Raw genomic sequence first — 21,373 nt, 5'->3', positions numbered from 1 at the left:
AATCAACTGGGCGGGTTGGCGGCCTGGACAGGTTGGACAGCATTCACTCAGAACTTTTCCGCCGGCCCGCACATCCCGAGAACACACCACCTATCGGAAACAGCTCGCCGGCACTTGCATTCCCGTTGTCCTCTGCTTGAATGAAATCAGGGGGAGGGGAAGAAAGAAAAACCAAGAGGAAGCAAGGTCAACCTATCCGCCGTAGGCGAACATGTCCTTGATGGGGTTCCCCCATACCCCTCTCGTCTCCACCCCCCGCTGGCGCTCAAGCCATGCGCCGGCACGGCACACAACAACAAGAAGAAAGGACGCCGCCATGAACGACAACATCACCACCACCGCCGACCCTCACGAGGTCGCCGGCACCATCTCCAAGCAACAGCCAGGACGGGCTGGACATAATGGACAGCAACACCTGCGCACCCGCCGCGTGGAAACCAGAGTCTCGCCCGCAGAGCACGCCACCATCTGTGCCCGCGCCTTGTCGCAGGGCTTCGGCAGCATCGCCCAATATGTTCGCCAGCAAGCTGTCCATGGCGGCAACGCCGACTCACCCTTCAGCCATCACCACATTCTGCTGGCCTGCCAGGCCGAACTCAACGACATCGCCGGCCATGTGAACCAGATCGCACGCCACCTGACCGAAGGCGAAGCGTTGGACGAAGAAATGCTGATGGTCATGATGCAGGTCCTAGACCTCGCCGAAGAGAACCTGAAACGCATCACCAAGGAGAGCACTGCGGCCACGGCGGGAACAGCGGAGGCGGCGTGATCGTGCGTATCTTCAAGTCGGGCACCTCCAATGGCGAAGCGCCGGTGAACTACCTGCTCAGCATGAAGGACCACACGGGCCAGCCCCGCGAGGTCGCTCCCGAGGTGCTGGAAGGCCATCCCGCCACCACGATTGCCGTCATCAACGGCATCCAGCGCAAACACCGCTATGTGTCCGGCGTACTGGCCTTCCGGGACAAGGAGGAGCCAACCCGCCAGCAGATGCACGAGGTGGTCGATTCGTTCAAGAAGACCGTGGCACCGGGTCTGTTGGATCGCCAGTTCAACAGCCTGTTCGTGCTGCACCGCGAGAAGGGTAATGTTGAAATCCACTTCGTTGTGCCGATGATCGAATTCGCCACTGGACGCGGCAAGCGGCTCAATATTCATCCACCCGGTGAACGCAACCTGGCCCTGTACGAAGCCTTCACCCAGGTGACGAACCATAGGATGGGCTATGGGCAGGTCAGCCCGGACCCAATGCGTGCCGCCATCTCGGTCACCGACCGGAAGCTACCCGGTAGCAAAGGGAAACGGCGTTCCGCCCATCTGCTGCAACAGGAAATTGTCCAGGCTGTCCAGGCTGGCCACGCAAATAACAGGAATGAACTGGTGCAGTGGCTGGATGACGCACTCGGCGTGACTGTCACACGTCAAGGCCAGGACTATCTCTCTGTGAAGATGCCGGGCGCGACGAAGGCGATGCGGCTCAAAGGCCCCTTGTTTGAAGCCGACACTGATTACCGCTCCTTGGCGCCGCCAAAGAGCGGGAAGCCCGGCACCGTCATGCTGACCGTGCCCGAGTATCAGAAAGCCCTGGCCAGCCTGGACACCCTGGTCGGCGAGCGGCGAGCTTTCAACATCAAGATGTACCTGAGCCCTCGCACCTTCCCGAGAACCCAAGGCGCCGGCAGCGCCTCAGCAGCAACGCTGAAACCTGCCGACTTCACAAGAGCAACAACAAAGGAGAAAACCATGCCCATCAAGAAGACACCCCATACCGAACGCATCGTGGAAGATGCGATGACCACCGCCAAGCAGGCCGACGGCGAACAGGTCAAGAAGCCCGTGATCGCCAGCATGGAGCAGGCGACCCAGCGAATGAAAGCCATGCGCGACACCGGAACGACGGTCACTTCACCAGTGCCGTCCACCGCTATGGACACCATCCACAGCATTCAGGCGGCCATCGGTGCCTTGCAGCAGTCCATCAATGCGGCCGTTGCCGATATGGCGAATGCGAAGACTCCGGACGAAGCGAAGAAGGCACAGCAGCAGCTTGCGGCGCTGATGGAGCAGATGGCGCGGCTGGAGCAGCAGTTGCAGGAGGCGAAGGTCAGGCAGATCAATGAGGCGCCGAGCAAGAAGCTGAAGTGGTAGTAAGCTTTGCGGAATTTCGCCGCAGACGCGGAAGAACGCACATACGATCAGCACGAGAAGCATGACCGCCAGAAATTCTGGCAAGGCATCAAGTGAAGTCCCAAAGGTCAGCATGGAACATCATCAAGACAAAATTGTCTGCATTGGCTGGGGTTCGCTGATCTGGGACCCGAGAACGTTGCCATGTGTCGGCGGTTGGAACCGAGATGGTCCGATGCTCCCCGTCGAGTTCGCAAGAGAGTCGGCTGGCCGCAAGATCACACTGGTGATTTGCGAGAACGTGCCGGAGGTTCAATCACTGTGGACTCTGCTTGCTGCGGATAATGTGGCGACCGCGAGGCAGCAACTCGGTCTTCGCGAATTTGAGGCGGCCAAACCAAAGTGGATCGAAGCCAACATCGGCTACTGGGACAGGTCCGGCGGAATTTATCAGGGCGAGGGAGCACCGGCGATTGCTGCGTGGGCACAAGAGCGAGGCCTCGCAGGCGTAGTTTGGACGGGTTTGAGTTGCGGCTTCAAAATCAGCCCAGGCGTTATGCCGCGCGCCGAAGAGATCGTCGCGCATCTGAACGAACTTGATGGAGCCGAGCGCATAGCGGCCGAAGAATACGTCCGCCGCGCCCCCAGTCAGATCGACACCGAATACCGAAAGCTTATCGCTTCAGAACTAGACTGGACTTGATATTCGCGTCAGGCCATCGCCTCGCCCCGATGCACAATGTGCAGGGCACGAGTGACATACGTTTTTAGTTCTGTTGCGACGACAACTACTGTGTCAGCACCTGGATTGGTGTCGTGATGAAATTGACCTGCATAGTCGTTGATTTCGTTCAATTCAGTCACGAGGTTTTGAGCATGGACGAGTGGGCTCGGAACCCCTGCGTCCCTAATCTGAATGACGACCTGACCGAACAGCAGTGACTTCGATACAAGACCTGGGAATCGGCGATGGAGATAACCTTCCAGCATTGGCCGAACGGCCTTTGCGACGGCTCGACTGTCTGATGGAGTTCCGTCGCAAAATGCGTTGAGCACACGGTGGTGCTGGAAATATGCTGACTCACACTCTTTGTCGATGTCTAGAGCGCCGAAGCTCGTGTAGTCGTTGGCAGCAAGAACAAGTTGAAAGAGACTGATCGGAGTCGCTGAGTCCACCTTCAGAAACGCGTCGCGCAGATCGCGGAGAAAGTATGGATCGTGTGCCAATACTACGAGCTGTGCGGCTCCAGCGTGCAACCGTTTTAGGACAGCCTTTGTATGCTGCTTTCGGTTTGCATCCAGGCTGCACATGGGATCGTCAACCACCACCGTTCTCGTCGATAGCTTGGTATCCGCCAGAGTGCTTGCAACGAAAAATGCAAATGCTAAAGTTCTCTTATCGCCTTCGCTTAGTGCCGTCGCAAAAGATGGATGTCCGCCCTCGAGGGCAACTGTCTTGCCTCGCAGTAGCAGCCCATATTCACTACGCGCGGCCCCTCCACGAAAGTTGGCGCCCATGCCCTCGATGCTGAAGGATGCACCAAAATTTTTTAACAGAGTGTTGATGGACTTCTCGTATTTGCTGAGGGTCGCCTTCATCAACGTATCGAGCTTTTCACGCTCGGCTTTTTTGACCGACTCTGCTGTCTCGGCAGCTTTCCGCGCAATGCCTAACTTTGCGATGAGGTCGACAACGACCTGCTGATGTCGGCGCTTTGCGGATTCAAGTTGCAGGACCTGTTGTTGGAGGGTTGTGGTGTTCGCCGTTGCAAGCTTGCCTTTGTAGTCATCGATCAGATCGCTAGCCGCCTTAATGGTGGTGTTCACCTCTTTCAAGGGTGTAAGCACAGCGCTCCAGAGTTGCTCAGCCTTGGCTAGGTCTTCGGGGGAACCCGCCGCATCAGAGGGCGATCCTTGCTTCTGATGAACAAGTACGAATAGAAACTCTTCCAATTCTTTAAGCGCCTTCTCCGCTGGGATCGGGTCAAACACGAACGAATCAGTGGGCACCTGTTCTGCCCATGCCGACACTCTTGCAGCAGCGGTTGCAACTGCTTGGACGATGGAGGTTACGTGGGTTGCTGACGTTGCCGTCGAAACTGTCGTATTCAAGGCCGTGACCTTAGCCTTCAGTTCGCCGTAGGCTGCGTTGAAGTGGGTTTGGTAAGCCTTGATAAGGTCATTACCTTCGACATCTTGATTGCAGTATGGGCAGCTCTTCCCGTCTCCAAACTGAAGGCCCTGGCTTATCCAGCCTTCGGCAGCTTCGTCTCCAATCTTCCCGAGGTGTTCCTTGACGACCTTCTCCGCATCAGCATGGACATCTTTGAGCGAAGTCCGAAGAACCGAGAATACTGACTCAAGATCGAAGGTCGGTTCAGTGACGATTGAGGGAACTGCCTTGGCAGAGATGGCATTGAGGTTTCTTGCCGCACCGATCTGGGCTTGAAGCGCGGCAAGCTGGGTGTCAGCATCCGAAACCGCAGCCAGTTTTTCAAACTGAACGAAAGCCATGCCGGTGTGATACCCGGCCAACTGCGAAGACAACGACTGGACATCTTCGGAAGCCTTCTTCGCATCTGCTGTTGCCTTGTCCGCAGCAGTGCGCGCGGCAACGGCTGGCTCACCCAGAGCAAACTCGAGAAGATTTTTCCGATGATTGGTGTTTACTGCCCCACCGGAATGGACGTTCAGCTCGATGAAGTTGGCGTCAAAAACCAAGACTTCCGGACGCGACTCAGACCAAGCCCCGTTGGAAAAAGTGACCGGATGCCCATTCGCGAATTGAAGAGTTATCTTGGGGGGCAGTTTTCCATCGAGCGTTTTTCGATGGGTAATCAGCGATGCGTCTCCAATGGAAAGAGAACGCAAGATGGTTGCCAAGGTGGACTTGCCGCGTCCGTTGTCTCCATATATCAGCGTCGCCTTACGGCAAGTATGAGATTTTGCACTCGCATCGTGCAGAAGTCCGACGCCCTGTATCTCAGAGATTCGCTCTAGCAATTGCCTTCTCCAGTTTATTCATGGAAATACACGCACGCACAGACCTTCGTCCGCTTCGGATCGCTCTAGTAGGGTAACCGTTTGTTGCTGGATCTGCTGCCTGCGCTAGGGGTAGAGAAAACGCGAATATCCGCACCCAACCTTTGGTCTCTCTGGGCCGGAAAGGCAATAGCGTGTCGAGTCGGTACGCATTGGCCGCACGCCGGACCCATAGGATTCAATCCACAGTCCACCGCTCAGGCTTCGCCTGCCTATGGACAACCCTGCCCATGCCTGCCGCAGGGCGCAGCAGGGTTGCCCACAGGTGCAGCCATGGACTGCTACGTTGACTTGCTCTTCTTCTTGGGCGTGTCCAGATCTTTGAAGAAATCCGAAGGCTGAATGTCTAGCGCCCGGATGATCTTCAGGATGTTGATCAAAGCGAGGTTGTGCTCGCCGCGCTCAATGCCGCCCATGTAGCTGCGGTCAATACCGCACGCATCGCCGAAGGCTTCCTGCGAGTAGCCCAGCGCCTTCCGCCGACGACGAACAGCCTCCCCAAAAAGCACCAGCTCAGGTGCTTTTTGCTTTTCAGGGGGCGCCGTTTTGACCATGCCTGGATGGTCCGTTTCTCATGCATAAAACTCCACGGAATAAGATTTCCCGGGATATGGTTACCTTTGAGCTACGATCCTTCCGCGCAGAGGCAAGCAGCCCACGCGATATCCAACAAGCAACCGGAAGGATCGAAATGAAGAGCAGGATGGTTTTCTTGAGCGCAGCCCTGGTGCTGGCAGCTTGCGGTGGTGGGGGTGGAGGCGGAGGCTCGGCCATGCCTGTCGGGGTGCTTCCCACCACGCCAGCGCAAACGTCCCCCGCGCCGGTAACACCCGAAGCTCCGGTTCCGGCTCCCACCGAGCCCGTGGTCCCGGTAACTCCCGCTGGCCCGACGGATGCCGAAATCCTCGGTCTGGCCGATTCCACCAACCTGTCCAGCGTCGGCTATCCGTGGAATGGCCGGTACGCCGGTGTCGTGAAGCGTTGGACCTTGCCCATTCCGGTGAAGACCAACGGCGAAGCTCGTGCCGTGCCTGCGATGGACGCCGTTGAAGCCAAGCTCGGGTACGTCATTTTTGACCGCGCCAGCATCGAGAGCGCCGACGAGGCGACGATCACCCGTGGCATCGTATTCCGCCAAGGCACGGCCTACCTGCCGGCCGGTGGCAATCCGCAGGCCTTCTGTGGCAATGTCAGTGATGCGCCCTTTAGCGGCGGCTGGTCGGCTTCCATGCTCAGCCCCGGGGAACTCACCGGGCGGATCTACGTGAACCTGGACAACCCCCAATGCGTGGCAGACGGGGAAATTGTCATCCACGAGATCGGGCATGCCATGGGTCTCGCCACCCACTTCAAAGGCTTCGGCGATGACGACGCCATCGGGCCGGAATTCTGGCCAGTGCTGGCCACCCTCTATGCCAACCCCATCGGCACGCCCAAGGCGTCCGTCGTCATCAAGCAAATCAAGAACTGAAGGAGGACACCATGAAACTGATCGAAGGCAGGCTCAAGCGACTGGGCGAATCCACCGTGAACATGAAAAGCGAAGTGGTCAAGTATTCGCTCATCCAGATCGGGGACCAGACCCTGACCAATGTGATGGTCGACCGCAAGCTCAACAACTTCCTGGCCGATGGCATCGAGACGCAGGAACCTACCAAGCTCTGGTTTCTCAACGGCGGCAAGATCGTGATGGGCGTGCAAGTCGGCGATGACACGAGGTACTACGGCACGATCAACCCGTTCTTCTACTTCGCGATGCTGTTCAACATCGTGTTCACCGGTATCGTGTTCACGTATCAGCCACTCGGCGCTTTGGCGTGGGCCGTGGTCATCTACGCCATTGGCGGACGCAGATGGCTGGACTACCGCAGGGTGGCGGCGGCCGGTGGCATGAAGGTGTGAGGAGGCGCGACCATGAAGCAAATTTCCATCGCCATTGCGGCCTGTGGCGTGCTGCTGGTCGGCTGCGGTTCGGAGCCCGGCGAAGCCGACGTCAAGGCGGCCTTGCTCAAACAAATTGAAGCCGCTGTCGGCCAAGAAGCTGCAAAGGAGCAGCAGACCGAACTGGATGCCCTGAACGTCATCGGTTGCAAGAAGGCCGAGAGCAACGGCTACGTATGCGACTGGACCGGTCCATCGGGCGGCGCCAGCGGCAGGCTTGTGAAGGGGAATGCCGGTTGGGTGCTGGTAGGTCTGAACGAGAAGTAGGAGGCGCCATGTCCAAGTCCCTGTACGTGAGTTTCGGTAAGAAGGTGACGGATCACCTCGGGCCAATCAACGCAACGATGTTCATCGGAGCGGGTGCGCTGGTGCCCGTGATGGACTTCGTTCGGCCGCATTTCCCGTACATGAGCCAGGTGGCCGCTGTCGTCGTGCTGTTCTTCGTCGTGCTGCTGGTGCTGAAGTTCGTCAACACCCCAGCCAACCGGGTCATTCCGGTGAGCATGGTGCTGTGTGCGGGAGTGTGTGCTGGTGCGTTCTCGGTCGGTGCGGTGGCCAGCTCAAGGCATGCGGCGCAGGGTGGCTATCTCGCGGCAACTTCAGAGGATGCGAAGGCGCTGCAATCCAATCTGCTGCGGCTGGAGCGGCAGACCGGCGACATCCAGACGACGCTCAACCGGATTGAGGCAGGCAAGAGCGATGACCCTCGGGTCGAGCTTCGCAATATCGGCGTGGAGTGGAGCGAGGAGGGCCTGCGCAAAAGCTCGCGCATCGGGGATTTGCGGGCACTGGAGCTGTTCCTGCGCGGTGGCATGAGCATCTATTCCAGTCATGACACCAGCCGCACTTCGTTTGCGGTGTCTGTCATCGCGAACAGGTCGCCTCGCATGAAGGAGCAGTTGCAACTGCTGGCGAAGTACGGCTAGGGCCTGAACGAGGCGAGCACGGTGCAGGCCAAGGCCGATCCTGGCGCGCCGCCGAACCTCTATGCCTATGCGAAGGACATCGGCAACGAAGAGGCGGCGCAGCTTCTGGCGAGCATGGGATCGGACGCGACCGTTTATGAACCCTGGAAGGCGAAGAAGCCCAAGCCTGTGGTGTTGCCGGGGATCTTGTAGTCGCAGGTACGAGCGGCGGGGCATGAGGTCCGCCAGAAGTAGTGAAGCCCGCAGTCGCGGGCTTCTTTGTTTTGTTGGTGAGGTTCTCAGTGCGCCGCGAACTTGATGTCGTACTCCAGCCTGTCAATCGCAGCTTTCAGCACCTCCAGCGGCTTTTCCTTTTGATAGGTCTGGAAGTGCGCGCTGGAGAAATCAATGCGCTTCTGTTCATAGTGCCCCACTAGGCCCATGAGGATGGCGGGGTGAACGCCGGTGTTGGTCATCCGGTTGATGAAGGTGACGCGGAACGAGTGGAAGACCTTGCGCAATTCCTTGATGCCTACCAGGTCCAGGTACTGTCCGAAGCGGCGTGAGCAGTTGCGCGAGTAGCCGTTCTTGCCGGGCTTGAGGTGCGGGAACAGTTGGACTTTTCCTGCCGCCCTGACCGACTCCACATACTTCAGGAAGCCCGACTCCACGATGCGCTCGTGGAGCGGCACCTGCCGGATGGAGTTCGCATTCTTGTCCTTGACGATGTCCAGGAACCAGATGTCGCCGTCCTTCTGAATCTGCTCCACCTTGAGGTTGGCCAGCGTCTCGATGCGCGCGCCGGTGTAGAGCCCGAGGAAGGGCAGCCAGTGGTAATCTGGCTCGTTCATGTACTCCGCATATTGCGATGTCTCAAAAATCCGCTTCAGGTCGCTGTCGGTGAACTCGCGATAGCTCTGCGTTGCCGCCCGCAGCTTGGACTTCTTGGAGATGTTGAGGTTGTCGAACGGATTCGCCTCAAAGTACATCTTGTTGTTGATGGCGTAGCTGAAGAGGTCCTTCAGGTACGACAGCTTCTTGTTGATGCTCGGTGCGTTGGCGCCATTGGTCACCATGCGGTTCTTGAAGCTGACGGAGGCCTCGATGCTCAACGCGCTGAGGTCGACATCGCCAAACAGCCGCTGGTATTCGGTGTACGTGGCGAGCTTTTCCGTGAGGGTCTTTGGCGTGTTGTCGAGCTTCTTTTCCGCGAGGTAGAGCTTGACCACTTCGCTGAACGGCTTGGTCTTGGCCTTCGGCGGCGCAGCGGGGGCGGTGGGTGCTGCGGCCGCTGCCGCAGGGGTGATGCCGACATGTGCCTGCACATCCGCGATACGCGCACTGCTCAGCTCCAGGAATTGCTTCACATCGCCGTTGGCGAGCAGTTCCTTCAGCCGTTCGTAGTCGTCTGCTGTGTTGACGTTCGTGATCTTGAAACCGGAGGGGAATTCAACGTCAAGCTTGCGATTCGGCATGGCCCGGCCAAGGTGAAAGTTCAGGGCCAGCAGTTTAGCTGTGGCCCAGTCCTTGGTTCGGAGGGAGGTGCGCACTTCGCTGCCGTTGCGATAAGTGCGGAGGTAGTAGACGCCGTGCCGGGATTTCAGCACGTTCGGTAGTCTGTTCATTGGGTGGAGACCGTGTCACTGACCGTCTCACCTAACTAATCAAGCCTTGATTTTTCCCTTTAAAATCAACGACTTACCAAAATGGTGGCTCTTCACGGATTCGAACCGCGGACCTGTGGATTATGATTCCATCGCTCTAACCGACTGAGCTAAAGAGCCGTTTCAGCGTTTTGCGCTGAGCCCAAAATTATAGCCCAGACCGCGGGACGCTTTCAACCACCCGCCGGCAGCTTGCCCAATTCTTCGGTTACCAGCCGCACGATCAGGCGGTCCAGCGTCTGGACCGAGTAGTTCGAAACGTCGTGCCGCGTCTGCGAGCCCGGGCCGCTCGCCGGGTTCGATCCCTCCTTGTAGGTCAGGAAAACGAAGCGCCCGCCGGTGTACTGGGCGATCTGGCGCTGGATGTATTCGCCCTGCTTGTCGAGCCCCGAGGCGCCCACGCTGAACACCTTGATGCCCTTGCCCAGCGCCGCGACCATGCTGTCGTCGTACTGCGGGCCGCCGTAGTCCAGGTGCGGCGGCGCATCGGCCAGCAGCACGACGAGGCGAGTGGTGCCCGTGCCTCGCCAGCTCAGACGGTGGACCGTGTCGGCCAGCGCTTCGTTCATCGCCTCGGGGTAGTCGCCGCCGCCCGCGGCCTGCAGCCCGTCGAGCACGCCCTGAAAGGCATCGAGGTTGTCGGTGAAATCGTGGCGGCGCACGACAAAGTCGTCGGTCACGTCGCGATACGCCACGAGCCCGAAGCAGGTGTCCGGCCGGCTCGGCAGCCGGGCGACCTCGTCGGCGATGGTGCGCAGCGTGCTCTTGAGCTTGGCGATCTCGTCGGCCATCGAGCCGGTGGCGTCGATCAGGAAGACCAGGTCGAGCTGGGCACGGGCGGGGCCGGCGCCGGGCTTGTCGATCACCACGTCGACCGCGCTCTTCTGGCCGCGCTGCAGGAAGGCGGTGCCCTGCCGGCCGTTCTTGCGGACCGTGACCTCGTACATCTGGCTGTGCGTCCTGTCGAACGCGAGGGGATGCAGCCAGGCGCGCCCGCCCGCATCGGTGCGGGCCCACATCGCGGCGCCGCTGGGCGCCTGCACCGCCACTTCGGCGTCAGGAACCACGGCGCCGCGCGCATCGCGCACCTGGAGCAGGTAGCGCATGCTGATGTCGCGCGCGCGGTGGGCCACCTGGGTGCGGCCGCGGAAGTTCAGGTATTCGTTGAAGTCGGCGTTGTCGTCGACCATGCCGGCGGTGACGGGCTCGTTCGCGGGGCGTCCGGCCTGGGCGATGCTTGCGCGCGGGGCAGGCGAGACGGGCGCGGCAGGCGTCGCGGCGACCGGTGCCGGCGCAGATTCCGCCACAGGAGGCATGGCTGCGCTCATCTCGCGGGCGCTCGAGCCGTAGGCCTTCTTCTCGGCCGATGCGGCCGGCTCCGCCTTGCGCAGTGCCCCGGGCGGCGCGGCGTCCAGGCGGCCGATCGTCGGTGCTGCGGTAGGGCGGGGTCTTTCGAGCTGCGCGTTCCGCACCCCCGGGGTTTCGTGGGTCTGCACCGGCCGCGCGCAATGGGTGGCCGAGGGCGCCTGGAAGTTCGGCTCGGTCTGCGAGACCTGCAGGGCCGGTTGGGGCCAACGCGCGTTGGCGCCGATGGCCGGGATCTCGGTCGCGCCGCTGGCGCTCCACAGGAACTGCGCGCACAGCAACACGACCAGCGGGCGGCGAAAACGGAGAGCGAAGGGCTGGGCCATGAAAAAACTCCGGGGTTGTGGAATGCAGGCTGATACGGCCGGCCCGCGGCCACGGGGTTAAGCCGTGTGACTTTTTTTGTGGACGCGAACCCCGATGCCGTCCGCCGCCCGTACAAGCTCAGGTGAAAATCCGCCGATGTCTGCGCTCCCACGCGCCCCTTCCGCCCAAGCCGCCACCGAGCGCGACGCCATGCCCGACGATCAGTTGATGCTGGCCTACGCCCACGGTGACGCCGCCGCGTTCGACGTGCTCTATGCGCGCCACGAGGGCGGGCTGTTCCGCTTCGTCAAGCGCCTGCTGGGTGCGCGGCTCGCGGCGCAGGCCGACGAGGTGTTCCAGGACACCTGGGTACGGATCATCTCGGCGCGCGAGAGCTTCTCGCCGCAGGGCGCCGCGTGGCGCACCTGGGCCTTCACGATCGCGCACAACCTGGCGATGGACCGCCTGCGCGTGAGCGGCCGCGAGGTGGCGCTCGACGCGCATCCGGACGACGACGGCGATGCCGTGCCTACCCTCGACCGCGGGGTGCGCGGTGCGGTCGATGCCGCCGCCCACCCCTCCGCCGAAGAACTCGCCTTCTGGCGCGCCGCCGGCCGGCGCCTGCTGGCCTGCCTCGATGAACTGCCGACCGACCAGCGCGCCGCATTCCTGCTGCACCACGAAGACGGCCTGACCGTCGAGGCGCTGGCAGCGAGCCTGGAGATCGGTTTCGAGACGGTGCGCAGCCGCCTGCGCTACGGCCTGCAGAAGCTGCGCGGCTGCATGGAGCGCTACCTGTCGGTGCTGGAGCAACGCGCATGAGCAACGACATCGATTTCCAAGGCGACGATGACCTGCGCGACCCGGCACTTCGCCGCGCGCTCGACCACGCGCCCGATCGCGATGCCGCGCCCGATCCGCGCACGCGCGACGCGATCCTGAAGATGGCGCACAACCTGGCCGCTGCGCCCGCATCGGTGCCGGCGTCGGCCGCCAACAGCGCGAGCGTTGCGCCCTGGTGGCGCCGGCTGTTCGGCGGCGGCGACGCGCGTGCGCGCATGCCCTGGAATGCAGCCTTCGCCACCGTGCTCGTGGCTGGCTTCGTGACCGTGCTGTGGCACCGCGAGCCGATTCCCGATGCGAAGCTCGATGGCGAGGCGAAGGTCGCGAGTGCGCCGGTTCCGGCTCCGGCACCCGCCGCCGCGCCCTCGTCGCCCGCAGCGGAGTCGGCACCAGAGGCGCCCAGCCCCGCAACCGCCGCCCAGCAGGCACCTGCGGCAGCACCACCCGCAGCATCGCCGCGCGATGCGGTCAGGGAAGCGCCGGACCGCGCTTCGGCGGATGCAGCCCGCAAGCCGGCGCCTGCGCGCAAGCAGGCCGAGGTCGCGCCTGCGCCGGAGTCGAAAGCGGCTCCCGAGCCGGTGCCGACGCCTGCCCCGACCGAAGCGCGATCGGCGGCCGTGCCTGCGTCTCCGCCGCCTGCCATCGTTGCGCAGGCGCCTCCGCCCGCACCTTCACCTGCACCTGCACCTGCGGCAGCGCCTCCGCCACCACTCGCGGCGCAAGCGCCGGGCGCTGCCGAGTCCTCCGCACGCGCGCGTCAAAAGAGCGAAGGCGTGCAGGATGAAAGAGAGCGCGAAGGGCGATCTGAATATGCCGCCGCGCCCGCGCCCGCGCCCGCGCCCGCGCCGTCGGTAGCGCCTGCACCCATCGCCGTACCTGAAAGAGCGCCGCCCGCGGTCGCATCCGCTCCGGCCGCGCCGCCGGCACCTGTTGCACCGGGCCCCTTGCGCCGGGAGCTGTCGGAGAACGCATCCGGCTCCGTTGCGCGGGGAGGCAGCCCGGGTGCCGACGTATCGGGCGCCGTGCGCGACGCCGCCCCGCCGCGTGCAGCAGCCGCCAAGGCCGCAAGGTCGGCAGTGGGTGCGTCACCGTTCTCCGCGCTGGACCGCTGGACGTCCTTCGAGATCACGCGTGGAGGCGATGTCGTGCGCCACGCACGCGGCGACATCGAAGGGCTGGCGGCATTGGTGAACACGGTGGCCCGCTCGGCGACGACGGCCGATTCGCAACTGGCCGCGCCGGTCGAGGCGCGCCTGTCGCTCCATCAAGGCGGCACGGTGGTCGCCGTGCTCGAGATCGCGGGCGACCAGGTGCGCTGGACGCCGCAGCCCGGCGGCACCGCAACGGTGGGCACGCCACCGGCGCAGGCCCTGTCCGCGCTGCGTGCCCTGCTGACGCGCTAGCCGCGCGCCAGGCAAACGCCCTCAGGCGTTCTTGAAATCAGGTGCGCGCTTGTTCAGGAAGGCATCCATGCCTTCCTTCTGGTCGACCGTGGCGAACAGCGCGTGGAACAGCCGGCGCTCGAACATCACGCCGTCGCTCAGGCCGCTCTCGAAAGCTCGGTTGACCGACTCCTTGGCCGCCATCACCGAGATCTGCGAGAAGCCGCAGATGACGAGCGCCGCGCCCAGCGCCTCGTCGGCCAGCTTCTCGTAGGGCACCACACGGCTCACGAGGCCGGCGCGCTCGGCTTCGGCGGCGTCCATCATGCGGGCGGTGAGCACCATGTCCATGGCCTTGCTCTTGCCCACCGCGCGCGGCAGGCGCTGCGTGCCGCCGGCGCCGGGGATCACGCCGATCTTGATCTCGGGCTGGCCGAACTTGGCGGTGTCGGCCGCGATGATGAAGTCGCACATCATCGCCAGCTCGCAGCCGCCGCCCAGCGCAAAGCCGGCGACCGCGCCGATCACGGGCTTGCGGATCGAGCGGATGGTTTCCCAGTTGCGGGTGATGTAGTCGCCCTTGTACGTGTCGATGAAGCTGTACTTGGCCATCGCCGCGATGTCGGCGCCGGCCGCGAACGCGCGCTCGCTGCCGGTGAGGATGATGCAGCCGATGGCCTCGTCCGCATCGAAGGCCTTGAGCGCCTGGCCCAGCTCGGTCATCAGCGCGTCGTTGAGCGCGTTCAGGGCCTTGGGGCGGTTGAGGGTGATGATGCCGACCTTGCCTGCTTCGGTCCGCACTTCGATGTTTTCGTAGCTCATGGTGTCTCCGGGAAAGGTGAGGGAAAAGGGAAAAATTCGCTCGGGCCACTATACCGAGCAAGGCTTCGCGCCTGCTGACGCTCCACGGCCTCCCAATTGAGAATTGCTCTCATCTAGAATGACCGCATGGAGTTCCCGATGCAAGAACATGCCGTGTTGCTGCGGGCCTATGCCCGGGTGCAGGAGCGCTGCTCGCGCCTGCTGGCCGAACAGGCCGCGCTGGTCGAGCGGCTCGAGGCGCAGATCGTGCGGCTGCGCGGTGCGCTGGTGGCGCGAGATTCGGCGATCGCGATGGTGCGCGAAGAGCTCGCGGCGCGGGCGGCCGTGGGTGGCGCGCTGCCCCAGCGCCTGCACGCACTGCTGTCGCCGGCCGGCCGCCGCCATGAGATACCGCCCGTGTCCGTGGCGCCCGCCGACCTGCGCGAGAAAGCCGTGCTGTGCGTGGGCCGTGAAGAAGAGGCGCCTTCGCTCGCTCGCCAGCTGGTTGAAATCGCCGGTGGACGCTACCTGCATCACGACGGCGGCGACGATGCCGACCACCTCGCGCTCGAGGCGGGCCTGCGCGCCGCCGATCTCGTGATCTGCCAGACCGGCTGCGTGAGTCACGGCGCCTACTGGCGCGTGCAGGAGCACTGCCGCCGCACCGGCAAGCCCTGCGTGCTGGTGGGCGAACCGCAGCCGATGCTGTTCGTGCGGCAGCAGCCCGCGGCGACCGAAAACGCCGCTTAGCCGGCCAGCCAGGCCGTTACTTTGGCGGCGTCGTGCGTGAACAGGCGCCAGGTGGTCACGCCGGTCGGGAGCGTGAGCGGCAGACGCAGCAGCTTGCGGTCGCGCGCAACGATGGCTGTGAATTTCGTCGTGTCGCCCAGGTAGAGCGCCAGGTCGTCGAGCTTGGCGATGCGCCAGGCCTGCGACGATTTTTTCTTGCCGACGGCGGGCAGCTCGATGCCGACCCACTCGTCGTTCGCGGAGAAACCGGCCTTTTCAGCCGCACCGCCGCGCAGCACCACCTTCACCTGCACGCTGCCGTTGGCTTCGGCCACGCGCAGGCCGAGCACCTGCGCCTGCTGCGACGGGTCTTCGAGCGTCGCCACGCCGTGCGCGCGCAGCAGTTGCGAGAGCGGAAGCTCCTCGGTCGAATGCACCCAGCGTGCGAGTTCCTGCGCATACGAGCGGCCGCTCACAGCCTCGAGCGCGGCAGCGATGTCCGCTTCGCTGATCGGCCCGCCGCTGCTGTGCGTCCACAGGTGGCGCATCACGTCGTCCAGCGAGCCCTTGCCTTCGTGGCGCAGCGTGAGATCGAAGCACAGCGCCACCAGCGCGCCCTTGGTGTAGTAGCTCACCGTGCTGTTGGGCGTCTGCTCGTCCTGGCGGTAGTACTTGACCCAGGCGTCGAAGCTCGCGTCGGCCACGGGCTGCACGAGCCGGCCCGGCGTCTGCTGCACCTGGTTGATGGTCTTGTTGAGCAGCCGCAGGTAGGCCGCATCGTCGATGCGCCCGGCGCGGCGCAGCAGCAGGTCGTCGTAGTAACTCGTGAAGCCCTCGAAGAACCACAGGAGCTGCGTGTAGTTCTCGCGGCTGTAGTCGTAGTGGGCGAACTCCGCGGGTCGCATGCGCTTGACGTTCCAGGTGTGGAAGTACTCGTGGCTGATGAGGCCCATCAGCGTCGTGTAGCCCTCGGGCTGCTTCTTCTTTTCGCCGCGCTGCGGCAGGTCGCGGCGGTTGCAGATGAGCGCCGTGGAATGGCGATGCTCGAGCCCGCCGTAGCCGTCGTCCACCGCATTGAGCATGAAGACGTAGCGGTCGATCGGCAGCTTCGGCCCGCCGCGCTTGCCGGCCTTGTCGCCGTGCCAGAAACGGATCTCGGCTTCGCAGATGGCTTTGGTGTCGGCAATGAGCCGGTCGCCGTCGAACGAGGCCGAGGCGCCCGCGATCACGAAGCGGTGCGGCACGCCGCAGGCGTCGAACTCGGCGCTCCAGAAGGCGCCCATTTCGACGGGGCTGTCGGCCAGCTCGTCGTAGCCGCTGGCCTGGTAGGTGCCGAAGCCCTGCTTGTCCACCTTCGAGTGCACGAGCGCGGTGGCGCACGACCACGCGGCGCCATCGGCTGTCGATGCGGGGGCAACGATTTCGAGCGCGTGCGGCGCATCGGTCTGACCTTCGACCCGCAGGCACAGGCTCGTGCCGTTGAAGAAGCCGCGCTCGGCGTCCAGCCACGCGGTACGCACCGAGTTGTCGTACGCGCAGACCTGGTAATGCAGCACCAGCGGCTGGCCCGGTGCGCAGTCGACCAGCCAGCTGCATTTGTCGACCTGCGTGAGCGCGGGCTTGCGGCGTCCCTGCACGGCGCGCAGGCCCTGCAGGTTCTTGGCGAACTCGCGCACGAGGTAGCTGCCCGGAATCCACACCGGCAGCGTCACGCGCTGCAGCGCGGCAGGCGCGTCGATGGTCAGCGTGACGGCGAAGAGATGCGCGTGCAGATCCGCACACTCGATGCGGTAGCGCACGCCCGCAGCGGGCGCGCCGGTTGCGCGCCGGGAAACGGCTTTCGTCGCCATCAGCTGGCGGCGGCGAGTTGCTTCTCGACCTGCTCTGCGGGAATGGCGCCCGGCGTGCGGGTGCCGTTGGTGAAGATCAGCGTGGGCGTGCCCGTGATGTTGTACTTGCGGCCGAACTCCACGTTGCGCTGCAGCGCCGCCACGTCGCAGCTGCCTGCCGCGGTGGCGGGCTTGGTGCCGGCTTCCATCCAGTCGCCCCAGGCCTTGCCCTTGTCCTTGCTGCACCAGATGTCGCGCGACTTGATCGTCGAATCGGCGCCCAGGACCGGGTAGAGGAACAGGTACACGGTGACGTTGTTGACCGTCTTCATGTCCTTCTCGAAGCGCTTGCAGTAGCCGCAGTTCGGGTCTTCGAACACCGCCAGCTTGCGCTTGCCGTTGCCGCGCACGATCTTGATCGCGTCCTGCAGCGGCAGCTTGTCGAAGGCGACTTCGCTCAGCTTCTCGACGCGCTCCTCGGTGAGGTTGCGGCGCGTCTTCACATCGATCAGGTTGCCCTGGATGAGGTAGCTGCCCTGCTCGTCGGTGTAGAAGATCTGCGAGCCGTTCACGCGCACTTCGTAGAGGCCGTTGACCGGCGACTTCGTCACCTCGTCGATCGGCGGGAACTGCGGGATGTGCGTGGGGAGGTTCTTGCGGATCTCGGCTTCGCCGGCGGTGGCGGTCAGGACCGCGCCCAGCGTGCAGGCGGCAAGAAGAAGGTTGCGAGCGAGAGTCATCGGGGAGGTCCGTTCGGTTCGAATGTGTGTCGTCACGCCTTCAAGCCCATGGCTTGCGCGGTGATCCAGTGCTTGACCAGGCGCGTGCGGTCGAAGCCGCGCATGCCCCAGTTGCGCAACGCAGGCAGCGGGCCCAGGTTGTGCGAGAAAAGTTGCTGCAGGCCGTCGGTCGCCAGGCTCATCTGCAGCACGTCGGCGCGGCGGGCGCGTTCGTAGCGGCGCAGGAGCCGCGGATCGCCCACGCTGCGCCAGTAGTCGCGGGTCTTGATCACCTCGGCCAGCGCGGCCGCGTCGGCCAGTCCGAGGTTCAGGCCCTGGCCCGCGAGCGGGTGCACCGTATGGGCGGCATCGCCCGCGAGTGCCCACGACCGGTTCGCCTGCCCGGGCATGGCGCCGGTCCAGCGGTCGGCGATGGCGCGCGCGAGCGGCCACGCCGCTCGCGCGCTCGTGAGCTTGAGGGCACCGAGCGCGCCATGGCTGGCTTCGGTCACGGCGGCGTTGAATTCGTCGTCGCCCTGCGCGAGCAGCGCGGGTGCGCGCAGTTGGTCGACCGACCACACCAGCGCGACCGTCTTGCCGGGCGTCCCGCCCAGCGGCAGCAGCGCGAGCACTTCGCCCTTGTCGTTGAACCACTGGCGCGCGATGCCGTCGTGCGGCTGCTCGGCCTCGAGCCGCGCCGCAACTGCGTGCTGCGCATAGCGCGTGACTTCGTAGCTCACGCCGAGCGCCTCGCGCGTGGCGCTGGCCTTGCCTTCGCAGACCACGGTGAGCGGTGCGGGCGCGGGCTCGGTCACGACCTCGATCTGGGGCTGGAAGCGCACCGCATCGGCCAGTTGCTGTTCGAGCGCGGGCACATCGACGATCCAGGCCAGTGCATCGACCTTCTGGCGCGCCGCGCTGAACTGCACGCGGCCGCCTTCATCGCCATGCACCAGCATCTCGCGCACCGGCGTGGCATGGGCCGCATCGGGCCAGGCGCGCAGCGATTCGAGCAGGGTGCGGGAGGCGGTGTTGAGCGCGTAGGCGCGGATGTCCTGCGGGCCCTGCGTGGCCGGCGGCACCACCAGCGCCACGCGCACGCGCTCGCGTGCGAGCAGCAGGGCCAGCGTGCGGCCGACGATGCCGGCGCCGCGAATGCAAACTTCTGGGGGGAGGGCCATCGGACGATTGTAGGAGTTGCGTTGTGCGCCCGTTCCCGCGCCCCCGCCCGGGGAGGGGGCGATGCGTCAGGCGCCCTGGGCCAGCGCGTGGCCGTAGCGCGACAGCGTTTCGGCCGGCGCATGCACTTGCCAGGGCAGGCCGTGCGCGGTGAAGCGCCCGGTCAGCGCGTCGGCGATGGCCTGCGCATCGGTGTCCCCAAGTGCGATGACGCCCATCAGCGCGCCGTCCACGCCCGGAAAGGCGGCGGCCGTCATCTTGTCCTCTACCGGCAACGCATCCAGCACCGACCAGTTCTTCTCCGCCGCCAGCGTGCAGATGAAGCGGTCGTCCACGCCAGGCGCGGGCGCCGCAGCCTTGGACAGCAGCACCAGTTGCGCGCCCTGGAACCAGCCCGAGAACTCGAAGAGCCGCGCCGCCACCTCGGGCTTCACGGTCGACGTGAGCCCCAGCTCCACCGGCGCCGTGCCCACGGCGCCCGCCGCGCCGAACGCGCTGCGCAGCACGATGCGGCGGTGCCGCGTGCCGTCTTCCTCGGGCGTCCATTCGGCGCCTTCGACGCGGTGGTGTCCCGGGCTCCACAACTTGCGCCACAGCGTGCCGAGCGTGGGCCGCTCCACGTCTTCCAGGAAGGTCACGCGGCCCAACGCCACGAAAGCCTCGGCAATGGCCAGGTGCAGCGCATCGAGTGCGTCGTCGTCCGCATCGTCGATCTGCAGCAGCAGCATCGACTGGCCCACGCCCAGTTGCCCGAGCTCCAGGTGCGGCGGCAGGCTCGCGCGCACCGTGTGCAGCCCGACGCGCCCTACCATCGCGGCGTTCCCAGCTCGTTCATGAAAGCCTTGACCTCGAACTCGGCAGCGCGCAGCAGCGGCGTGAAGACCGTCTCGTCGGCCCAGTCGTAGACGATGAAGGCGGCCTGCGCCATCTTCTCGCCGGCCCAGTAGCCCGCGATGCCGCCGATCAGGCAGCCGCCGATGCCGCCCGCCGCGATGCCGTAGGGCCCGCCCGCCACGCCCAGGCCCGCGCCGTATTCGCCGGCCGCCACGCAGCCGACGCGCGCGAGCGCCCAGGCCGACACCACCTCGGTGGCGCGGCGCATCGGCCGGTCCGACTGCACGACCGAGACCGCATCCAGCGACATGCCCACGATGCCGATGATGCGGCCGCCCCACTTGAAATACTTGGCCGCCTGGTAGACGTACTTGCCCGCCGTGCCCGCGGGCTGGTGGTCGCCGTAGCCGAAATGCCCGGTGGCGTTGTTGGCGTTCCAGTGGTAGTTCACCGAGTTGGTCTTGACGTTGAAACCGTAGTCCAGCCGCAGGTGCTTCTTGCCCTTGATGTCCTGGAAGAACAGCGTGGAGGTCGAGCCGCCCTTGGGCACCCAGCCGCGCGGGTCGAGCTCGATGCACAGGTTGGTGCCGGGAATCGGAATCCGCACCAGGGCCGCGAGGCCCGTGGGCATCAGGACCTGCCCGGTCATCGGAATCTGCTGTTCGCTCAGGTCGTCTGCCATGCGGATGCTTTCTCCAGGAAGGGCGCCCCGAGGGTGCAAAGGCGCAAGGCGCGGTTTTAACGCCATTCGCGCCGGAACGCCAAGTCCCGGGGCGGCGCCGATGCGGGACAATCGCGGTCGATTTTCAAGAAAGCCCCACCGTGTCGCAGCCCGTTTTCGACCTCCAAGCCACCATAGCGCGCCTGTTCGTCTACCCCGTCAAGTCGTGTGCCGGTGTCGAATTGAATGAAATGCTGCTGACCGAAACCGGCCTGGAGTTCGACCGGGCCTGGATGGTGGTCGATGCCAACGGCGAGTTCGTCACCCAGCGCCAGATCCCGCGCATGGCGCTCATCAAGCCGCAGATGAAGCACATGGAAGTGGTGCTGCGCGCCCCCGGCATGCTGGCCCTGCACCTGGCCTTCGACCGCGTCGAGAAGCCGGTGCGCGTGCGGGTGTGGAAAGACGAAGTGGCCGCCTACGACATGGGCGACATCGCGGCCCAGTGGTTCAGCGATTTCCTCTCCGAACCCGGCAAGCCGCAGACTTTGCGGCTGGTGCGCTTCGACCCCGAGCACAAGCGCCTGTCGAGCCTGAAGTGGACCGACGGCGTCGAGGCGCTGAACCAGTTCGCCGACGGCTACCCGCTGCTGGTGGCGAGCGAAGGCTCGCTGGCCGAGCTCAATGAAAGGCTCGCAGCGGCGGGGCACGAAGCGGTCGGCATCGAGCGCTTCCGGCCCAACATCGTGCTGGCCGGCATCGAGTCGCATGACGAAGACCGCGTCGACGCGCTGCACATCGCCACCGGCGAAGGCGAGGCCGAGCTCAAGCCCGTCAAGCCCTGCACGCGCTGCCCGATCCCGGACATCGACCCGGCCACCGCCCTCAGCAGCCCCGATGTCGGCAACGTCCTGCGCACCTACCGCGCGGATGCGCGCGTCGATGGCGGCATCACCTTCGGCATGAACTGCATCGTGGTGCAGGGCGTCGAGTACACGCTCAAGGTCGGGCAGACCGTGGGCGCGAACTACCGGTTCGAATGA

At 64.4% G+C, this 21,373-nt stretch carries 22 protein-coding genes and 1 tRNA gene; 12 read left to right on the top strand and 11 right to left on the bottom strand.

Going from position 1 to position 21,373, the window contains the following annotated elements:
• The first annotated feature begins 316 nt into the window (after nucleotides 1-316).
• From RT97_RS27120 to RT97_RS27110, 3 genes are all read left to right on the top strand, one after another.
• Nucleotides 317-772 (top strand): plasmid mobilization protein, encoded by a 456-nt coding sequence (locus RT97_RS27120; RefSeq protein WP_042581952.1) that lies wholly within the window; start codon nucleotides 317-319, stop codon nucleotides 770-772.
• On the top strand, nucleotides 769-2,151 hold the full coding sequence (locus RT97_RS27115; protein WP_042581951.1) for a relaxase/mobilization nuclease domain-containing protein: 1,383 nt from the start codon (nucleotides 769-771) through the stop codon (nucleotides 2,149-2,151). Before RT97_RS27120 ends, RT97_RS27115 begins: the two co-directional genes overlap by 4 nt.
• 61 nt (nucleotides 2,152-2,212) lie before the next feature.
• Nucleotides 2,213-2,833, top strand: coding sequence for a hypothetical protein (locus tag RT97_RS27110; RefSeq protein ID WP_155403903.1), 621 nt, complete (start codon nucleotides 2,213-2,215; stop codon nucleotides 2,831-2,833).
• Between the two features lie 8 nt (nucleotides 2,834-2,841).
• Here RT97_RS27110 and RT97_RS27105 read toward each other — a convergent pair whose 3' ends face one another.
• Entirely contained in the window at nucleotides 2,842-5,013 is a 2,172-nt protein-coding gene (locus RT97_RS27105) for an AAA family ATPase (RefSeq protein ID WP_172672258.1), read from the bottom strand.
• A gap of 440 nt (nucleotides 5,014-5,453) precedes the next feature.
• Complete coding sequence (locus RT97_RS27100; RefSeq protein WP_042581948.1) at nucleotides 5,454-5,726, bottom strand: helix-turn-helix domain-containing protein; 273 nt, start codon at nucleotides 5,724-5,726, stop codon at nucleotides 5,454-5,456.
• 158 nt (nucleotides 5,727-5,884) lie between these two features.
• Here RT97_RS27100 and RT97_RS33240 point away from each other — a divergent pair, with 158 nt between their 5' ends.
• Genes RT97_RS33240 through RT97_RS33235 form a run of 5 tightly spaced genes read left to right on the top strand, consistent with a single transcriptional unit; the run spans nucleotide 5,885 to nucleotide 8,231 of the window.
• Nucleotides 5,885-6,643: a hypothetical protein gene (locus RT97_RS33240; protein WP_155403902.1), complete on the top strand. Its 759-nt coding sequence runs from the start codon at nucleotides 5,885-5,887 to the stop codon at nucleotides 6,641-6,643.
• A gap of 11 nt (nucleotides 6,644-6,654) precedes the next feature.
• Entirely contained in the window at nucleotides 6,655-7,074 is a 420-nt protein-coding gene (locus RT97_RS27090; protein ID WP_042581946.1) for a hypothetical protein, read from the top strand.
• Nucleotides 7,075-7,086: 12 nt separating this feature from the next.
• Nucleotides 7,087-7,380 (top strand): hypothetical protein, encoded by a 294-nt coding sequence (locus RT97_RS27085; protein WP_042581945.1) that lies wholly within the window; start codon nucleotides 7,087-7,089, stop codon nucleotides 7,378-7,380.
• Nucleotides 7,381-7,388: 8 nt separating this feature from the next.
• Nucleotides 7,389-8,039 (top strand): hypothetical protein, encoded by a 651-nt coding sequence (locus RT97_RS27080; RefSeq protein ID WP_052810762.1) that lies wholly within the window; start codon nucleotides 7,389-7,391, stop codon nucleotides 8,037-8,039.
• Nucleotides 8,040-8,060: 21 nt separating this feature from the next.
• Nucleotides 8,061-8,231: a hypothetical protein gene (locus RT97_RS33235; protein ID WP_155403901.1), complete on the top strand. Its 171-nt coding sequence runs from the start codon at nucleotides 8,061-8,063 to the stop codon at nucleotides 8,229-8,231.
• A gap of 86 nt (nucleotides 8,232-8,317) precedes the next feature.
• Here the strand turns inward: RT97_RS33235 and RT97_RS27075 are convergent, their stop codons facing one another.
• From RT97_RS27075 to RT97_RS27065, 3 genes are all read right to left on the bottom strand, one after another.
• Nucleotides 8,318-9,643 (bottom strand): site-specific integrase, encoded by a 1,326-nt coding sequence (locus RT97_RS27075; RefSeq protein ID WP_042581944.1) that lies wholly within the window; start codon nucleotides 9,641-9,643, stop codon nucleotides 8,318-8,320.
• Between the two features lie 82 nt (nucleotides 9,644-9,725).
• A tRNA-Met gene (locus RT97_RS27070) sits at nucleotides 9,726-9,802 on the bottom strand.
• Nucleotides 9,803-9,855: 53 nt separating this feature from the next.
• Nucleotides 9,856-11,373 (bottom strand): vWA domain-containing protein, encoded by a 1,518-nt coding sequence (locus RT97_RS27065; protein ID WP_042581943.1) that lies wholly within the window; start codon nucleotides 11,371-11,373, stop codon nucleotides 9,856-9,858.
• Nucleotides 11,374-11,509: 136 nt separating this feature from the next.
• Between RT97_RS27065 and RT97_RS27060 the strand changes: the two genes are divergently transcribed.
• Both RT97_RS27060 and RT97_RS33935 read left to right on the top strand, forming a co-directional pair.
• Nucleotides 11,510-12,175, top strand: coding sequence for a sigma-70 family RNA polymerase sigma factor (locus RT97_RS27060; RefSeq protein WP_042581942.1), 666 nt, complete (start codon nucleotides 11,510-11,512; stop codon nucleotides 12,173-12,175).
• On the top strand, nucleotides 12,172-13,599 hold the full coding sequence (locus tag RT97_RS33935) for a hypothetical protein (protein ID WP_253278324.1): 1,428 nt from the start codon (nucleotides 12,172-12,174) through the stop codon (nucleotides 13,597-13,599). The genes RT97_RS27060 and RT97_RS33935 overlap by 4 nt, the downstream gene beginning before the upstream one ends.
• A 21-nt stretch (nucleotides 13,600-13,620) precedes the next feature.
• Here the strand turns inward: RT97_RS33935 and RT97_RS27045 are convergent, their stop codons facing one another.
• Complete coding sequence (locus tag RT97_RS27045) at nucleotides 13,621-14,400, bottom strand: enoyl-CoA hydratase (RefSeq protein WP_042581941.1); 780 nt, start codon at nucleotides 14,398-14,400, stop codon at nucleotides 13,621-13,623.
• A 138-nt stretch (nucleotides 14,401-14,538) separates the two neighbouring features.
• Between RT97_RS27045 and RT97_RS27040 the strand changes: the two genes are divergently transcribed.
• Nucleotides 14,539-15,129 (top strand): DUF2325 domain-containing protein, encoded by a 591-nt coding sequence (locus tag RT97_RS27040; protein ID WP_042582007.1) that lies wholly within the window; start codon nucleotides 14,539-14,541, stop codon nucleotides 15,127-15,129.
• Here the strand turns inward: RT97_RS27040 and RT97_RS27035 are convergent.
• The 5 genes from RT97_RS27035 to RT97_RS27015 form a co-directional block, all read right to left on the bottom strand.
• On the bottom strand, nucleotides 15,126-16,958 hold the full coding sequence (locus RT97_RS27035; RefSeq protein ID WP_042581940.1) for a M61 family metallopeptidase: 1,833 nt from the start codon (nucleotides 16,956-16,958) through the stop codon (nucleotides 15,126-15,128). The genes RT97_RS27040 and RT97_RS27035 overlap by 4 nt on opposite strands.
• Nucleotides 16,958-17,677 carry a DsbC family protein gene (locus RT97_RS27030; protein ID WP_042581939.1) on the bottom strand — a complete coding sequence of 240 codons (720 nt, stop codon included), beginning with the start codon at nucleotides 17,675-17,677 and terminating at the stop codon, nucleotides 16,958-16,960. Before RT97_RS27030 ends, RT97_RS27035 begins: the two co-directional genes overlap by 1 nt.
• A 32-nt stretch (nucleotides 17,678-17,709) precedes the next feature.
• Complete coding sequence (locus tag RT97_RS27025) at nucleotides 17,710-18,837, bottom strand: FAD-dependent monooxygenase (RefSeq protein WP_042581938.1); 1,128 nt, start codon at nucleotides 18,835-18,837, stop codon at nucleotides 17,710-17,712.
• Nucleotides 18,838-18,903: 66 nt separating this feature from the next.
• Complete coding sequence (locus RT97_RS27020) at nucleotides 18,904-19,647, bottom strand: hypothetical protein (RefSeq protein WP_042581937.1); 744 nt, start codon at nucleotides 19,645-19,647, stop codon at nucleotides 18,904-18,906.
• Nucleotides 19,641-20,351: a hypothetical protein gene (locus RT97_RS27015; RefSeq protein WP_052810760.1), complete on the bottom strand. Its 711-nt coding sequence runs from the start codon at nucleotides 20,349-20,351 to the stop codon at nucleotides 19,641-19,643. Before RT97_RS27015 ends, RT97_RS27020 begins: the two co-directional genes overlap by 7 nt.
• 140 nt (nucleotides 20,352-20,491) lie before the next feature.
• On the opposite strand from RT97_RS27015, the gene RT97_RS27010 reads away from it, so the two are divergent.
• Nucleotides 20,492-21,373: an MOSC domain-containing protein gene (locus RT97_RS27010; RefSeq protein ID WP_042581936.1), complete on the top strand. Its 882-nt coding sequence runs from the start codon at nucleotides 20,492-20,494 to the stop codon at nucleotides 21,371-21,373.

Origin of the sequence: Variovorax paradoxus (genome assembly GCF_000834655.1) — a bacterium.
Classification (GTDB): domain Bacteria; phylum Pseudomonadota; class Gammaproteobacteria; order Burkholderiales; family Burkholderiaceae_C; genus Variovorax; species Variovorax paradoxus_F.
This window is presented reverse-complemented; position numbering and strand designations above follow the sequence as displayed.

What these genes read in the sequence shown, in the direction of transcription:
- RT97_RS27120 (WP_042581952.1), top strand. Translation starts at nt 317, where the DNA reads ATGAACGACAACATCACCACCACCGCCGACCCTCACGAGGTCGCCGGC.
- RT97_RS27110 (WP_155403903.1), top strand. Translation starts at nt 2,213, where the DNA reads ATGACCGCCAGAAATTCTGGCAAGGCATCAAGTGAAGTCCCAAAGGTC.
- RT97_RS27100 (WP_042581948.1), bottom strand. Translation starts at nt 5,726, where the DNA reads ATGGTCAAAACGGCGCCCCCTGAAAAGCAAAAAGCACCTGAGCTGGTG.
- RT97_RS27090 (WP_042581946.1), top strand. Translation starts at nt 6,655, where the DNA reads ATGAAACTGATCGAAGGCAGGCTCAAGCGACTGGGCGAATCCACCGTG.
- RT97_RS27085 (WP_042581945.1), top strand. Translation starts at nt 7,087, where the DNA reads ATGAAGCAAATTTCCATCGCCATTGCGGCCTGTGGCGTGCTGCTGGTC.
- RT97_RS27080 (WP_052810762.1), top strand. Translation starts at nt 7,389, where the DNA reads ATGTCCAAGTCCCTGTACGTGAGTTTCGGTAAGAAGGTGACGGATCAC.
- RT97_RS27075 (WP_042581944.1), bottom strand. Translation starts at nt 9,643, where the DNA reads ATGAACAGACTACCGAACGTGCTGAAATCCCGGCACGGCGTCTACTAC.
- RT97_RS27065 (WP_042581943.1), bottom strand. Translation starts at nt 11,373, where the DNA reads ATGGCCCAGCCCTTCGCTCTCCGTTTTCGCCGCCCGCTGGTCGTGTTG.
- RT97_RS27060 (WP_042581942.1), top strand. Translation starts at nt 11,510, where the DNA reads ATGTCTGCGCTCCCACGCGCCCCTTCCGCCCAAGCCGCCACCGAGCGC.
- RT97_RS33935 (WP_253278324.1), top strand. Translation starts at nt 12,172, where the DNA reads ATGAGCAACGACATCGATTTCCAAGGCGACGATGACCTGCGCGACCCG.
- RT97_RS27045 (WP_042581941.1), bottom strand. Translation starts at nt 14,400, where the DNA reads ATGAGCTACGAAAACATCGAAGTGCGGACCGAAGCAGGCAAGGTCGGC.
- RT97_RS27040 (WP_042582007.1), top strand. Translation starts at nt 14,539, where the DNA reads ATGCAAGAACATGCCGTGTTGCTGCGGGCCTATGCCCGGGTGCAGGAG.
- RT97_RS27035 (WP_042581940.1), bottom strand. Translation starts at nt 16,958, where the DNA reads ATGGCGACGAAAGCCGTTTCCCGGCGCGCAACCGGCGCGCCCGCTGCG.
- RT97_RS27030 (WP_042581939.1), bottom strand. Translation starts at nt 17,677, where the DNA reads ATGACTCTCGCTCGCAACCTTCTTCTTGCCGCCTGCACGCTGGGCGCG.
- RT97_RS27025 (WP_042581938.1), bottom strand. Translation starts at nt 18,837, where the DNA reads ATGGCCCTCCCCCCAGAAGTTTGCATTCGCGGCGCCGGCATCGTCGGC.
- RT97_RS27020 (WP_042581937.1), bottom strand. Translation starts at nt 19,647, where the DNA reads ATGGTAGGGCGCGTCGGGCTGCACACGGTGCGCGCGAGCCTGCCGCCG.
- RT97_RS27015 (WP_052810760.1), bottom strand. Translation starts at nt 20,351, where the DNA reads ATGGCAGACGACCTGAGCGAACAGCAGATTCCGATGACCGGGCAGGTC.